The sequence below is a fragment of the Bradyrhizobium sp. 521_C7_N1_3 genome, from assembly GCF_052075975.1.
Taxonomy (GTDB): Bacteria; Pseudomonadota; Alphaproteobacteria; order Rhizobiales; family Xanthobacteraceae; genus Bradyrhizobium; species Bradyrhizobium japonicum.
This window is the reverse complement of the sequence record NZ_CP197232.1, coordinates 5402088-5415964: the sequence shown is the minus strand read 5'-3', so window position 1 is coordinate 5415964 and position 13877 is coordinate 5402088. Positions and strand designations below refer to the sequence as shown.

The 13877-nt window shown below is 63.9% G+C and carries 14 protein-coding genes; 8 read left to right on the top strand and 6 right to left on the bottom strand.

The genetic code is table 11. From position 1 onward, the window contains the following. Positions 1–132 precede the first annotated feature (132 nt). The 3 genes from AB7008_RS25075 to AB7008_RS25065 all read left to right on the top strand — a co-directional run bounded on the left by AB7008_RS25075 (position 133) and on the right by AB7008_RS25065 (position 2853). Complete coding sequence (locus AB7008_RS25075; RefSeq protein ID WP_028161276.1) at positions 133–1938, top strand: PHA/PHB synthase family protein; 1806 nt, start codon at positions 133–135, stop codon at positions 1936–1938. A gap of 82 nt (positions 1939–2020) precedes the next feature. Further along, positions 2021–2419, top strand: coding sequence for an MAPEG family protein (locus AB7008_RS25070; RefSeq protein WP_028161275.1), 399 nt, complete (start codon positions 2021–2023; stop codon positions 2417–2419). Between the two features lie 83 nt (positions 2420–2502). Further along, positions 2503–2853: a hypothetical protein gene (locus tag AB7008_RS25065; protein WP_248883209.1), complete on the top strand. Its 351-nt coding sequence runs from the start codon at positions 2503–2505 to the stop codon at positions 2851–2853. 92 nt (positions 2854–2945) lie between these two features. Here the strand turns inward: AB7008_RS25065 and argC are convergent, their stop codons facing one another. Both argC and AB7008_RS25055 read right to left on the bottom strand, forming a co-directional pair. Continuing rightward, positions 2946–3929 (bottom strand): N-acetyl-gamma-glutamyl-phosphate reductase, encoded by a 984-nt coding sequence (argC, locus tag AB7008_RS25060; protein ID WP_441259687.1) that lies wholly within the window; start codon positions 3927–3929, stop codon positions 2946–2948. Continuing rightward, positions 3926–4594 carry an FMN-binding negative transcriptional regulator gene (locus AB7008_RS25055; protein WP_441259686.1) on the bottom strand — a complete coding sequence of 223 codons (669 nt, stop codon included), beginning with the start codon at positions 4592–4594 and terminating at the stop codon, positions 3926–3928. The genes argC and AB7008_RS25055 overlap by 4 nt, the downstream gene beginning before the upstream one ends. 372 nt (positions 4595–4966) lie before the next feature. Here AB7008_RS25055 and AB7008_RS25050 point away from each other — a divergent pair, with 372 nt between their 5' ends. Further along, positions 4967–5968 carry an MBL fold metallo-hydrolase gene (locus AB7008_RS25050; protein ID WP_028153053.1) on the top strand — a complete coding sequence of 334 codons (1002 nt, stop codon included), beginning with the start codon at positions 4967–4969 and terminating at the stop codon, positions 5966–5968. Positions 5969–6008: 40 nt separating this feature from the next. Here AB7008_RS25050 and AB7008_RS25045 read toward each other — a convergent pair whose 3' ends face one another. Next, positions 6009–6539, bottom strand: a complete 531-nt coding sequence (locus AB7008_RS25045; RefSeq protein ID WP_041958275.1) for a DedA family protein — start codon at positions 6537–6539, stop codon at positions 6009–6011. A gap of 270 nt (positions 6540–6809) precedes the next feature. Here AB7008_RS25045 and parE point away from each other — a divergent pair, with 270 nt between their 5' ends. Continuing rightward, positions 6810–8855: a DNA topoisomerase IV subunit B gene (gene parE, locus AB7008_RS25040; RefSeq protein WP_304489643.1), complete on the top strand. Its 2046-nt coding sequence runs from the start codon at positions 6810–6812 to the stop codon at positions 8853–8855. A gap of 427 nt (positions 8856–9282) precedes the next feature. Then, the gene (locus AB7008_RS25035) at positions 9283–10065 is read left to right on the top strand and encodes an outer membrane protein (RefSeq protein ID WP_304489642.1); all 783 of its coding nucleotides are present in this window, start codon (positions 9283–9285) and stop codon (positions 10063–10065) included. A 68-nt stretch (positions 10066–10133) separates the two neighbouring features. Here the strand turns inward: AB7008_RS25035 and AB7008_RS25030 are convergent, their stop codons facing one another. Continuing rightward, positions 10134–10409, bottom strand: coding sequence for a hypothetical protein (locus AB7008_RS25030; RefSeq protein WP_441259685.1), 276 nt, complete (start codon positions 10407–10409; stop codon positions 10134–10136). 116 nt (positions 10410–10525) lie between these two features. Here AB7008_RS25030 and AB7008_RS25025 point away from each other — a divergent pair, with 116 nt between their 5' ends. Next, the gene (locus AB7008_RS25025) at positions 10526–10711 is read left to right on the top strand and encodes a hypothetical protein (protein WP_007609848.1); all 186 of its coding nucleotides are present in this window, start codon (positions 10526–10528) and stop codon (positions 10709–10711) included. 21 nt (positions 10712–10732) lie between these two features. Then, on the top strand, positions 10733–11503 hold the full coding sequence (locus AB7008_RS25020; protein ID WP_304489640.1) for an SDR family NAD(P)-dependent oxidoreductase: 771 nt from the start codon (positions 10733–10735) through the stop codon (positions 11501–11503). Positions 11504–11612: 109 nt separating this feature from the next. Here the strand turns inward: AB7008_RS25020 and AB7008_RS25015 are convergent, their stop codons facing one another. Together AB7008_RS25015 and AB7008_RS25010 are read right to left on the bottom strand one after the other, a co-directional pair. Continuing rightward, positions 11613–12380, bottom strand: coding sequence for an outer membrane protein (locus AB7008_RS25015; protein WP_304489639.1), 768 nt, complete (start codon positions 12378–12380; stop codon positions 11613–11615). A 178-nt stretch (positions 12381–12558) separates the two neighbouring features. Beyond that, positions 12559–13818, bottom strand: coding sequence for an FAD-dependent oxidoreductase (locus AB7008_RS25010; protein WP_304489638.1), 1260 nt, complete (start codon positions 13816–13818; stop codon positions 12559–12561). Between the last annotated feature and the right edge of the window lie 59 nt (positions 13819–13877).

The following is a 13877-nucleotide window of genomic DNA, read 5'->3' as shown; positions in this document are numbered from 1 at the left end:
GGAAGAGGTGCACGCTGATTGTGACAAAACCAAGGGGCTTTGTCGCAGTGCAGCACATGTTGGAGCTTGTTTAACGCCAAACATGCGAGCTTCGCGGTGACGAATACGGAATGAATCGTTACTGTTCTGCTCATGAGTAGCGCCACGACCGACACACCCAGATCCGAAACGAAGTTCGATGCGGAAGCCTTCGCGATGAATGTCGCGCAGGCAATGGAGAGCGGCGGCAAGGCGCTCGCCGCGTATCTGAAGCCACGCGAGAGCGGCGAGGTGCAGGATCGCCCGCCGGCCGAGCTGACGGAAGTGGTCAAGACCTTCACGTCGGTCGCCGAATACTGGCTGTCGGATACGTCCCGCGCGTCCGATCTGCAGACCAAGCTCGCCAAGGATTATCTCGACCTCTGGGGCTCGGCCGCGCGCCGCATGGCTGGCCAGGACGCTTCACCGGCGATCGCGCCCTCGCCGCGCGACAAGCGCTTTGCCGATCCGGAATGGAAGTCGAACCAGTTCTTCGATTTCGTGATGCAGCTCTATCTGCTCACAGCCAAATGGGCGCAAGAGCTGGTGCACGACGCCGAGCTCGATCCACAGACCCGCCGCAAGGCGGAGTTCTACGTCCAGCAGGTCACCAATGCGATCTCGCCGTCGAACTTCGTGCTGACCAATCCGGAAGTGCTGCGCGAGACGGTGGCGAGCAGCGGCGGGAATCTGGCGCGCGGCCTGAAGATGCTGGCCGAGGACATCGCGGCCGGCAAGGGCATGCTGAAGATCCGCCAGTCCAATCCGGACAATCTCGTCGTCGGCGTCAACATGGCGACGACGCCGGGCAAGGTGATCTACCAGAACGAGATGATGCAGCTGATCCAGTATTCGCCGACCACGGAGAACGTGCTGCGCACGCCGCTCCTGATCGTGCCGCCCTGGATCAACAAGTTCTACATCCTCGATCTCAAGCCGGAGAAATCCTACATCAAGTGGTGCGTCGACCAGGGCATCACCGTGTTCGTGATCTCATGGGTCAATCCCGACAAGCGGCTCGGCAACAAGAGCTGGGAAGACTACATGAAGGAAGGCCCGCTCACGGCGATGGACGTGATCGAGAAGGTCACCGGCGAGTTGAAGGTGCACACCGCCGGCTATTGCGTCGGCGGCACCATGCTCGCGACCACGCTGGCCTGGCTCGCCGAGAAGCGCCGCCAGCGCGTGGCGTCGGCGACGTTCTTCGCGGCGCAGGTCGACTTCACCCATGCCGGCGATCTCCTGGTGTTCGTCGACGAGGACCAGATCGCGGCCCTCGAGCAGGACATGAAGGCGGCTGGCGTGCTCGAAGGCTCGAAGATGGCGATGGCCTTCAACATGCTGCGCTCCAACGATCTGATCTGGTCCTATGTCGTCAGCAACTATCTGAAGGGCCAGCAGCCGAGCGCGTTCGACCTCTTGCACTGGAATTCGGATGCGACGCGCATGACCGCGTCGAACCATTCCTATTACCTGCGCAATTGCTACCTGGAGAACCGGCTCTCCACCGGCACGATGGTGCTCGACAACACGCTGCTCGACCTCTCCAAGGTCAAGGTGCCGGTCTACAACCTCGCCACCCGCGAGGACCACATCGCGCCGGCGGAATCGGTGCTGTACGGCTCGCAGTTCTTCGGCGGCCCGGTGAAATACGTCCTGTCCGGCTCGGGCCACATCGCCGGCGTGGTCAACCCGCCCGCCTCGAACAAGTACCAGTACTGGACCAACGACAACGTCAAGGACGTCAACGTCGCCGAGTGGATGAAGGGCGCGGTGGAGCACAAGGGCTCGTGGTGGCCGGACTGGCGCGAATGGTTGGGCGGGCTCGATCCCGAGGAAGTCCCGGCGCGCGTGGTCGGCAGCGAGGCCCTGCCCCCGATCGAGGACGCGCCCGGCAGCTATGTCAGGGTTCGCGCCTAGCGGGATTTCGTTGCGCATGGCGCAATCCTGCGCGCTTGTATAATCTCGCGTTCGACACAGCGACGACAGAGGGGACCGGGTTATGACGCGCGAATTGTTCTGGCTGACACTGACGGTAATCCTGACCGGAATCCTCTGGATTCCCTACACCATCAACCGCTGCCAGGTTCGAGGTCTCAGTGGCGCGATGGCCAATCCCTCGCGCGCCGACAAGCCGCAGGCGGAGTGGGCGAACCGCCTGATGTTCGCGCATGACAACGCGGTCGAGAACCTCGTGCTGTTCGCGCCGCTGGTGCTCATCCTGAACGCGATCGACTATTCCTCGAAATGGACCGTCCTCGCCTGCGCGGTGTATTTCTGGTCGCGCGTCGCGCATCTGATCGTCTACGCGCTCGGCATCCCGGTGTTCCGCACGCTGGCCTTCACCGTCGGCTTCCTCGCCCAGGCCGTGCTGGCGCTGGCGATCTTCAAGGTGTTTTGAAGTCGCAGCGTCCAGGGTCGCTGGACGCTGCCTGCGATCCAAAGATACCCTCGCACGGTAACAACCGAAGCGGGGGAAACCGGATGCGGATTCTTTTTCCAGTCCTCGCGGTGCTCGCGCTCGCCGGATCATGTCGCGAGGCCGGCGCGCAGGCGCCATGTCCTGAACTGCCACGCCTGCGTAGCGACGCTGTCGAGGCCTCAAAACCGACGGCACGCGCCTTGATGTCGGACCGCTGCGACGTCTACATCCGGGCCTCGCGCGCCTGGAGCGACGTGGTCGATTATGCGAACGACCATCGGGACGTCTGCGAAATCTCCGACCGCTTGCTCGGCGACCTCGAGACATATCGCCGCGAAGCCGTGGCGGCCCGCAAGAATGTTTGCGCCGGTCGCCCTGCTCGACCGTTTCCAGCCGACATTATTTCGCAGTGAGTGCAGTGAGTGACGGCGCGTTGCGCCAGGCCCCGGCCTGCAGCGCATCGCTCTGAAGGAGCGTTGCGCTGCGCCCGGGGCACGAGGCTGCCCTACTCCTCCGGCAGCCCCAGCATCAGCCGCATGTTCTGCACGGCCGCACCCGAGGCGCCCTTGCCGAGATTGTCGAGCCGGGCGACCAGCACCGCCTGGTGATATTTATCGCTGGCGAACACGTGGAGCTCGAGAGTGTTGGTCTCGTTGAGTGCCTCCGGCTCGAGCTTGCCGCCCTTGGTCGCCTCGTTCTGGAGCGGCATCACCGAGACATATTTCGAGCCGGTGTAACGCTTGGCCAGCGCGGCCTGAAGGTCCGCACCGCTGGGCTTGCCCGGCAGCGCGTCGAGTTGGAGGGGCACCGAGACCAGCATGCCCTGCCGGTAGTTGGCGACCGAGGGAATGAAGATCGGCCGCCGCGTCAGTTTCGAATAGAGCTGCATCTCCGGCAGATGCTTGTGCTCGAAGCCGAGGCCGTAGAGCTCGAAGGACGGCGCGCTGCCGTCTTCGAAGCTCGCGATCATCGACTTGCCGCCGCCGGAATAGCCGCTCACCGCGTTGACGGTGACGGGATAATCGGGCGGCAACAGACCTGCATCGACGATCGGCCGCAGCAGCGCGATCGCACCGGTCGGATAGCAGCCGGGATTGGAGACCTTCTTCGCGGCCTTGATCTTGGCGGCCTGGTCCGGCGTCAGTTCCGGAAAGCCGTAGGCCCAGTCGGGCGCGACCCGGTAGGCGGTGGAAGCGTCCAGCACCTTCGGAGCTGACGCGCCCATGGTGTCGACCAGCGCCACGGTTTCCTTCGCGGCATCGTCAGGCAGGCAGAGGATCACGAGATCGACCTCCTCCATCAGCGCCTTCTTGGTCGCGGGATCCTTGCGCTTGTCGTCGGCGATCGTCCTCACCGTGACGTCGCTCTGGAGCTTCAGCCGCTCGTTGATGCCGAGCCCGGTGGTGCCGGAGCCGCCGTCGACGAAGACGGTGGCGGGCTTCTTGGCCGCGCCGGTGGTCGGGGCTTTGGTGGTTTCGGTGAGGCTCATGGCGCGCTCCTTTCGAGCATGTTGGTTTCGTTCGCGAAGGCCTCCGGCCTCACATCCTGCATCAATTGTGCAATCTCTCTGGCGTCGGCTGCGGGTTGCGCACCGAGCGCGTTGGCGATCGCGGTATAGTCGGCATCCGATTTGTGCTGGTTGAGCTTGAAGCTGCCTTCGACATCTTCAACCATCATGACCAGGCCCACGATTCCCTTCTTCAACGCTTCCAGCCGGCCTGCCGTCATCTTCGCCGATGTCCACGGCGTTTTCGGCAACAGCCAGCTCTCGAACTTGTCGCTCAGCGTGGCGATCTGCACCGCCAGCTGATCGTCCGACAAGAGACGCACCGGCCCGCTCAGATGCACCGACTGGTAGAGCCAGGTCGGCACCTGGTCCGGCGAGACGTACCAGTCGGGCGATACATAGGCATCGGGGCCGTTGACCGCGAGCAACCAGGAGGTCGCGCCATCCGCAAGCTTTAGCAGCGGATTGTGACGGGCGACATGAAAGGCGGCCTGCGGCGTGCCGTCAGCGGCGTAGGTCAGATAGAACGGCAGCGGCGAGGCGACCGGCTTGTGGCCGTCGAAGGCGCACATCGTTCCGAAGCCGCGCTCCTCGGCGAATTTCAGGCTCGCGGCGCGGTCCTGCTTGAAAAAGGGTGGCGTGTACATCGTGGTCTCCTGCTGGGCCTCCTTGGGGGGCCGCCGGATCAGATCGCGCTGACAGGAGAGAGAATGCCGCGGATCGGATCCAGCGGCAAAGACGATGATCTCAAACGCGATCGACCGCCCAAACCGCTAAAGAGCGGCGGCGGCGACGGGCGAACAGGATGGTCGCGGCGTTGATCATGGCGCGCGGCTATAAGGCCGGCGGGTTCCAGGGTCAAGTCCAAATCGATAGGGTGTGACGGCAGGATGCCGCACGGGTGTCATCGGGTCGCAGCGGAATTTCCCTTAAGTATGGGGGTTCCCGAGAAAGGACCGGCGCGCCACAACCCCGCCGGTTCGTGCCTTTCGTTCGCAACCCAGCCCCAGGACATCGCCATGACCGAGATCACTCGTCGCGCAACGCTAGCCGGCGCCGCCGCCTCGGCGCTCCTGCCCTTCGTGAAGACCTCGCCCGCGAGCGCCGCCGCGCCCCCGGCCGCGACCCAGAATGCGAGCTTCTACCGCTACAATGTCGGCACCCACCAGATCACCGTCGTCTGCGACGGCGTCGCGACCGTCAACCTGACGGACAATTACGCGGCCGGCGCCAGCAAGGACGACATCAACAAGATATTCGCCGAGAACCATCTGCCGACCGACAAGGTCACCCACACCTTCAATCCGGTCGTCGTCAACACCGGGCCGAAGCTCGTCGTGATCGATACCGGTCTCGGGCCCGACCAGTTCACGCAGACCAAGGGCAAGGTCGGCCAGTTCCACAACAACCTCGCGGCGGCCAGCATCGACCGCGCGGCAGTCGACACTGTCATCATCTCGCACTTCCACGGCGACCACATCAACGGCCTGCTCGCGGCCGAGAACAAGCCGGCCTTCCCCAACGCCGAGATCATGGTTCCGGCAGTGGAATGGAAGTTCTGGATGGATGACGGCGAGATGAGCAAGGGGACCGGCAATCCGATCCTTGAGAGCAATTTCAAGAATATCCGCCGCGTATTCGATGCGCTCGGCCGCAAGGTCACGCAATACGAGTCCGGCAAGGAAGTCGCGCCCGGCATCACCTCGGTGGCGAGCCCGGGCCACACGCCGGGACACAACTCCTTCATCGTCGCGTCTGGCGCAGAAAAGGTACTTGTGCAGGTCGACATCACCGCGGGCGCAGCGTTCCTGTTCGTGAAGCACCCCGAATGGAACATCGCCTCCGACGTCGACAAGCCGCTGGCGCAAGAGACGCGGCGGAAACTCTACGACATGGCGATTGCCGAGAAGATGCCGATCCAGGCCTTTCATGCCGCCTTCCCCGGTCTCGTCCGCGTCGAGAAGGAGAAGGATGGTTCGGGCTATCGCTGGATTCCGTCGATCTGGAACGCCTCGCTATAGGGTCTGCCATTTGCGCTGACCGGGCGGCCGAGCTGCCCGGTCAGATCACGCGCCAGATCCATTCCATGATCGTCGCGATCACGTCGCCGAACAGCAGCAGCGCCGCGGACCAGACCAGCGCCGAGATGAAATTGGCGGCCTGAAAACTCCAATAGGGCATCTCGAAAATGCCGGCTGCGAGCGGCACCGAGGCGCGCAAGGGGCCGAAGAAGCGGCCGATGAAGATGCTGGGCACGCCCCAGCTCCGCACGAAGGCTTCGCCCCTGGGCAGCAGTTCCGGGTAGCGCGAGAGCGGCCACATCTGGGCGACCTGCTCCTTGTAGCGATAGCCGAACCAGTAGGAGACCCAGTCGCCGAGCGCAGCACCGATGCCGCCGGCGATCCAGACCGGATAGAAGCTGATGCCGCTTGCCCCGATCAGCGCGCCGATCGCAACCAGCGCCCCCCAGGCCGGGATCAGCAGCGAGATGAAGGCCAGCGACTCCCCGAAGGCGAGCAGGAACACGATCGGGGCCGCCCAAGCCTGGTGAGCGCGCACGAAATCGGCCAGTGCGTGCGCGTACTGCTCCATTCCAGATTGCCTTCCCGCCCCGTCACGGTCCTGTCAGATAAAAGGACTGGTAAGCCAAGGACTTGTGTGACATCAAGTCACAAAGCCGGGCCTTAGCCGGGACCAGGCGTCAAATTGCCGGGAATTGGTGGGCCTGCGGCGTAAAATCGCCGGGATTAGCTCCCACCCACACTCGCCCGGTGGACCTGCGGTGACCTCTGCAGGCCAGCCGTGGCATAGTCGGCTGAACCGATTCGCCGCCATCGCGGCCATCAAAGTGCATCAAAATATATGTCCAAGCAGTTGAAGCCAAAAGCAAAAGACGAATTTTTCGGCGGCGATGAGCCGAAGTCGCGTGCGCCCGCCAAGGCGGCCTCGCGCGGGACCGGCGGCGAAGCCGACTACACCGCGGCCGATATCGAGGTGCTCGAAGGCCTGGAACCGGTGCGCCGCCGGCCCGGCATGTATATCGGCGGCACCGATGAAAAGGCGCTGCATCACCTCTTCGCCGAAGTCATCGACAACTCGATGGACGAGGCGCTGGCCGGGCATGCGACCTTCATTGGAGTCGAGCTGAGCGCCGATGGGTTCCTGACCGTCACCGACAACGGCCGCGGCATCCCGATCGATCCGCATCCGAAGTTTCCGAAGAAGTCGGCGCTCGAAGTCATCATGTGCACGCTGCATTCGGGCGGCAAGTTCGACTCCAAGGTTTACGAGACTTCCGGCGGTCTGCACGGTGTCGGCATCTCCGTGGTGAACGCCCTCTCCTCGCTGCTCGAGGTCGAGGTCGCGCGCAGCCAGAAACTCTACCGCATGACGTTCGAGCGCGGGCACCCGAAGGGCAAGCTCGAGGATCTCGGCAAGGTCAACAACCGCCGCGGCACGCGCGTGCGCTTCAAGCCCGACACCGACATCTTCGGCGCCAAGGCCGCGTTCAAGCCGCAGCGCCTGTTCAAGATGACGCGCTCGAAGGCCTATCTGTTCGGCGGCGTCGAGATCCGCTGGAATTGCGCACCCGAGCTCTTGAAGGGCGTCGAGGATGTGCCGGCGGAAGCGACCTTCCACTTCCCCGGCGGCCTCAAGGATTACCTGGCCGCTGCGATCCACGCCGACACGCTGGTGCATCCCGACATCTTCTCGGGCAAATCGGGCCGCAACGGCGCGCATGGCGCCTGCGAATGGGCTGTCGCCTGGACCGCGGATGCTGACGGCTTCCTGTCCTCCTACACCAACACCGTGCCGACGCCCGATGGCGGCACGCACGAATCCGGCCTGCGCAGCGCGCTGCTGCGCGGCCTGAAGGATCACGCCGAGCGCGTCGGTCAGGGCAAGCGCGCGTCATCCATTACGTCGGAAGACGTCATGGTGGGCGCGGCCGTGATGCTGTCGGTGTTCGTGCGCGAGCCCGAATTCCAGGGCCAGACCAAGGATCGTCTCGCCACCGCCGAAGCGCAGCGCATCGTCGAACAGGCGATGAAGGATCCGTTCGACCACTGGCTGTCGGGCAATCCGAACATGGCCAACCGGCTGCTCGACTTCGTGATCGACCGCGCCGAGGAGCGGCTGCGCCGTCGCCAGGAAAAGGAAACGGCACGCAAGACCGCCGGCAAGAAGCTGCGCCTGCCCGGCAAGCTCGCGGACTGCACCGACGCCGGCACCGAGGGCTCCGAGCTCTTCATCGTCGAGGGTGACTCGGCAGGCGGCAGCGCCAAGCAGGCCCGTGATCGCAAGACGCAAGCGGTGCTGCCGCTGCGCGGCAAGATCCTCAACGTCGCCTCGGCCGGCAAGGACAAGCTGACGGCGAACGCGCAGCTCTCCGACCTCGTGCAGGCGATCGGCTGCGGCCAGCTTTTGCAATATCGCGAAGAGGATCTGCGCTATCAGCGCATCATCATCATGACCGACGCCGACGTCGACGGCGCACACATCGCCTCGCTCCTGATCACCTTCTTCTACCGGCAGATGCCGCGGCTGATCGACGAGGGCCACCTCTTCCTCGCGGTGCCGCCGCTCTACAAGCTGACCCATGGCACCAAGTCGATCTACGCCCGCGACGACGCGCACAAGGAGGCGCTGATCAAGAGCGAGTTCAACGCCAACGCCAAGGTCGAGGTGAACCGCTTCAAAGGCCTCGGCGAGATGATGCCGGCGCAGCTCAAGGAAACCACCATGGATCCGCGCAAGCGGACGCTGCTCAAGGTGGTGCTGCTCGCCGACGATCGCGACACCACGGCGGATTCGGTGGAGCGCCTGATGGGCACCAAGGCCGAGGCGCGCTTCGCGTTCATCTCGGACAAGGCGGAGTTCGCGAGCGAGGAACTGCTGGACGTCTGAGGCAGTCTTCTGACGCCACGCAAAAAGCCCCGGCCACGGCCGGGGCTTTTTCGTTTGCGGCCCTTCGCGGAGGCGGCCGACCAGGCCGCGTCCGTTGCCCGACTCATCTTGAGGCGGAACCACTCGGCCAACGACTCACCGGTGCCAAGGCTGAGGCAGGATTGCTACCATTTCGGACAGAGCCGGATTTGCTAACGAGAAGTTACCTGAATTCGATCTTCCAAAAATGACGCAACACATTGGGATATTAGAGTTATTTTGGATTCCGGCGATCAAGCCCGGAATCCCCGCCGAGCGGCGTTTCCCGGCGACTGTGCCTGTCCGGCAACAGCATTTGGGCGGAAAGCGGATATAGTCCGGGCATCAGATCAATCGGACTTCAGTGCGCTCGCGCCTGCCGGACAGACCAAAGCTTGGGGATTTTGAAATGAAGAAGATTTTGCTCGCACTGACCGCGGTTGCCGCGATGACCGGTTCGGCGTCGGCGGCCGACCTGGCCGCCCGTCCCTACGTGAAGGCTCCGATGCCGGCGCCCGTCGCCAATTGGACCGGCTTCTACATCTTCGGCGGTGGCGGTGGCGGCCTCTCGAATGCCGATCAATCGATTGTCGACACTGTCAGCGGCACCCCGCTGACGATCACCCAGCGCCAGGGTGGCTCGGGCTGGTTCGGCACCGTAGGCGCCGGTTACGACTGGCAGTTCAACGGCACCTGGGTCGCCGGTGTGTTCGCTGACGGTCAGTTCGGCAGCATCCGCGCCACCATCCAGGATCCGGGCAACAATATCACGGGCAACCAGAAGCTGGAAACCTCTTGGGCCGCTGGTGTGCGCCTCGGCTGGCTGGCCGCTCCGAACGTTCTCACCTACGTCAACGGCGGTTACTCGGGCGCTCACTTCGGCCAGACCAACTTCACTGACCTCGCTGGCGTCCCGGTCGGTGCCCACCTCAACAGCTACAACCGCAACGGCTGGTTCATCGGTGGCGGCGTCGAGAACAGCCTGAACTTCTTCGGCATCAGCTCGCCGGGCTGGTTCATGAAGACCGAGTATCGTTCGGCCTTCTACAACGCCAAGACCCAGGACGAGCTGTTCGACGTCAGCAATCTCCCGGTCGGCCAGAGCATCCGCGCCAACAGCTGGAACCAGACGATCTCGACCTCGCTGGTCTACCGCTTCAACTGGACCGGTCCGGTCGTCGCGAAGTACTGATCTGATCTGAACCACACTTCAGACGTCAAAGCCCCGGCATCGCCCGGGGCTTTTTCGTTGCCGAATTGTCAGCGGCCGCCGCTCGCGTTCAGAGACCGGTACGCCTCTCCAAGCCGGTTCTCGATCCCCACCCAGTCGATCTCGGTGATCGCCTCGCCCCGCGGATCGCGAAGCGCCATGGCGTCCGCCCACGCGATGCCGAACTGCCTGATGCCGGAATCGTCCGCGCTCTTGCCGTAGGTCAGCGCCATCACGCGTGCGATGGTGAGGCCACGGTCGCGCGGATCCACCACCTCGCGCCGCACCTGCCACCACGGACATGGATCCTCCCCGCGGCCCTGCATCCGCAGCCATTGTATCCAAACCGAAGCTACGGCTAGTCTGGCGGGAAGTTTTCGTGACAAGCGGCGATCGTTGACGCCGTGGGCCACGACAGAAGCAAACCAACGGGGAGGAATGCATGCGCAGATTTCTGCTGATCGCAGGCCTGTTTGCACTCGCCGTCGGGCTGCTCTGGATCGGACAGGGAACGGGCACCGTCGCCTGGCCGCGGTCGAGCTTCATGGTCAACCAGTTGCAATGGGCCGGCTATGGCGCAGCCATGGCCGGCTTCGGACTGGTCCTGATCTGGCAGAGCAACCAATAGAAGAAACCAGGGAATACAAATATGACATCCAACCGGTTCGATCTCCGCGGCAAAGTCGCGATCGTCACAGGGGGCAATGGCGGTATTGGTCTTGGCCTCGCCCACGGGCTCGCCGATGCCGGCGCCGATATCGCCGTCGTCGGACGCAACGAAACCAAGTCGGCCGCGGCCGTCGCCGATCTCAGACAGCGCGGCGTGAAGGCGATTGCGGTCACCACCGACGTCACGGACAAGGCGGCGGTCGCGGCCATGATCGACCGCGTCGTCAAGGAGCTCGGCCGGATCGACATCCTCATCAACAATGCCGGCATGAGCATCCGCAAGCCGCCGCACGAGCTCGAGCTCGACGAGTGGAACAAGGTGATCGACACCAACCTCACCAGCGCCTTTGTGTGTTCGAAGCTGGCCTATCCGGCGCTGAAGGCGTCGGGCAACGGCAAGGTGATCAATATCGGCTCGATGATGTCGATCTTCGGCGCGAGCTTCGCCAGCGCCTATGCGGCGAGCAAGGGCGGCATCGTGCAGTACACGCGCGCGTGCGCCAATGCGTGGGCGCCCGACAACATCCAGGTCAACGCCATCCTGCCGGGCTGGATCGACACCGACCTCACCCGTGGCGCGCGGCAGCAGGTGTCTGGCTTGCATGAGCGCGTGCTGGCGCGCACGCCCGCGGGACGCTGGGGCGATATCGACGACTTCGCCGGCATCGCCGTGTTCCTCGCCTCGCCCGCCTCGAACTTCGTCACGGGCACTGCGATCCCCGTCGACGGTGGATTCTCCGTGATGGCCTGAAGCCGTCTTGTACCCCAAGAAACTTGCACGCAAAAAAGAAGCCCCGGCGATGCCGGGGCTTTTGAATTTGGCAGTGATCGTCTTTTTTTGCTGATTGGTCGTTCGTTGCTCAGTAGCGCGCGATGACCGGTGCGTCGAACTTGTAGCTCGCGCGCACGACGGCCCACTGGATGTCGCGCGGCTTGGCATCGAAGGTGTAGTTACCCGAGGTGCCGCCGAGCTGATAGGTCTGACTGCCGAAGGCCGCGTAATTGTACTCGAGGCCGACGATCCAGTTGCGGGTGATGCCGTATTCCCAGCCGGCGCCGACGGTCCAGCCGTTGGCCCAGTGGGTCTGACCGCCCGAGCCCGTCGCCGGCGCAACGGTGTCGCTGACGTTGAGACGGTTGTTCACGCCGGCATAGCCGCCTTTGATGTAGAACAAATTGTTCTGCACGGCGAAGCCGGCGCGGCCGACGACGGTCGCGAGCACGTTGGTGCGCCAGGTGAAGATGTCGTCCGCAGCACCGAAGACGGTGTTGACGACCGTACCCTTGTTGTCGAGGCCGGAGATCGTGCCTTCCATGCCGAACACGTAGTTGTTGGCCTGCCAGTTATAGCCGATCTGGGCGCCGCCCATGATGCCGGCGCCGCGCTGGCGATAGCCCTGGCCCGGAACGAGATCGCCGAACGGCGCGCCGGTCCCGTTGTTGATGAACTGCTCGTTGGTCCATGCGCCACCGATGTGACCGCCGACATAGAAACCGGTCCAGTTGAACAGCGGCTCCGCGTAGGCAGGCGCCTTCATGTAGCGCGCACCGAGATCGGCGGCTGAAGCAGCGCCGGTCGAAACCAGAGCGGTCGTGCAGGCGAAGGCGGCAATCAATTTGTTACGCATGGTACACCCCGTGTCCTTTGATGGGTGCACGGTCACACGCAGGTCTTACTCAAATTTGAATCAAGAAAGTTAAGACGCCGGATTGGCAAGCGGCGCGATGTGAATCCGTTTGTGCTGTTGCACGCACGCAACGCGCGGCGCGCGATTTAACGCCGCGTTATCCCTACCGCCCCCTGCACTACGATGCCGGTGCAGCGTTCGACTGCACGTGCTCGGGCCGCACGCCGAGCGCAATCAGGCGCGCCGGAATACCCTGGAGCCATGGCAGCGCAGTGATCAGGCGCACGACCAGCGGCACCTTCAGCGGCCGATCACCGCCCTGCAGGGCGCCGCTGATGATGTTGTTCTGCACGATCACCTGCATGCGCTGCGTCATCCTCACCGGGAATTCGCGGCGTCGGCGCACGGCGTCGAGTTCATTCTCTGTTGGGCAGCCCTGCCGAAGCTTGTCGGCCAGCAAATTGGCGGTCGCGACCGCGTCCTGCACGGCGAGATTGACGCCGACGCCGCCGACCGGCGACATCGCATGCGCCGCATCGCCGATGAGAAGCAGGCCTGGCCGCGTCCAGCGCGCCAGGCGGTTGATCGCGACGGTGAGCAGCTTGACGTCTTCAAAGCTCTTCACATCGGCAATGCCGGATCGAAGGATCGGTGCCATGCGCACGACGTCGTCGAGCAGCGCCTGCAATCCCCTCGCCTTCACCGCCTCGTATTGTCCTTTCGCAATGACATAGGCGCACTGCCAATAGTCGCCGCGGTCGAACGTGACCATCATCTTTCCGGGTTCGACGCGCGCGAACAGGTTTTCGGTCTCGTCCGCCTTGCGGCCGACGCGGAACCACAGCACGTCCATCGGCGCGCCGATCTCCTCGACGCGGAGCCCTGCACGCTCGCGCACCGTCGAATGCCGCCCATCGCAGGCAATGGTGAGATCGGCTTCGATGTCGATCGGCCCATCCGGTGTCATCGCGCGCACGCCGGCGACGGTCTCGCCGCGACGGATCAGATCGACGGCTTCCGTATTCATCATCACCTTGAGCGAGGCGAATCGCTGGCCGGCCTCGCGCAGGAAATTCAGGAAGTCCCATTGCGGCATGAACGCAATGAACGGGTACTTGGTGCGCAGCCGGCGGAGATCGGCGATCCGCACGGGCGTGCCGCCAAACAGGCCGTCCATCATCTGCAGGCGCTGGTGCGGAAGCTTCAGGAACCCATCGATCAGGCCGAGCTCGTCCATGACCTGGAGCGTCGAGGGATGCACGGTGTCGCCGCGAAAGTCCCGGAAGAAATCCGCGTGCTTCTCCAGCACCACGACGTCGATGCCGGCGCGTCCCAGGAGATAGCCGAGCATCATGCCGGCCGGCCCGCCGCCAACGATGCAACACCGGGCTCTCACGGAGTGACCCACGGTGCGCTCTGGCGTATCGGATTCCGTCATCAAGTGCTCTCTTACAACTTTAGTACTCTGTGCGGTGCAACAAGCCGGAATTGGTTTGC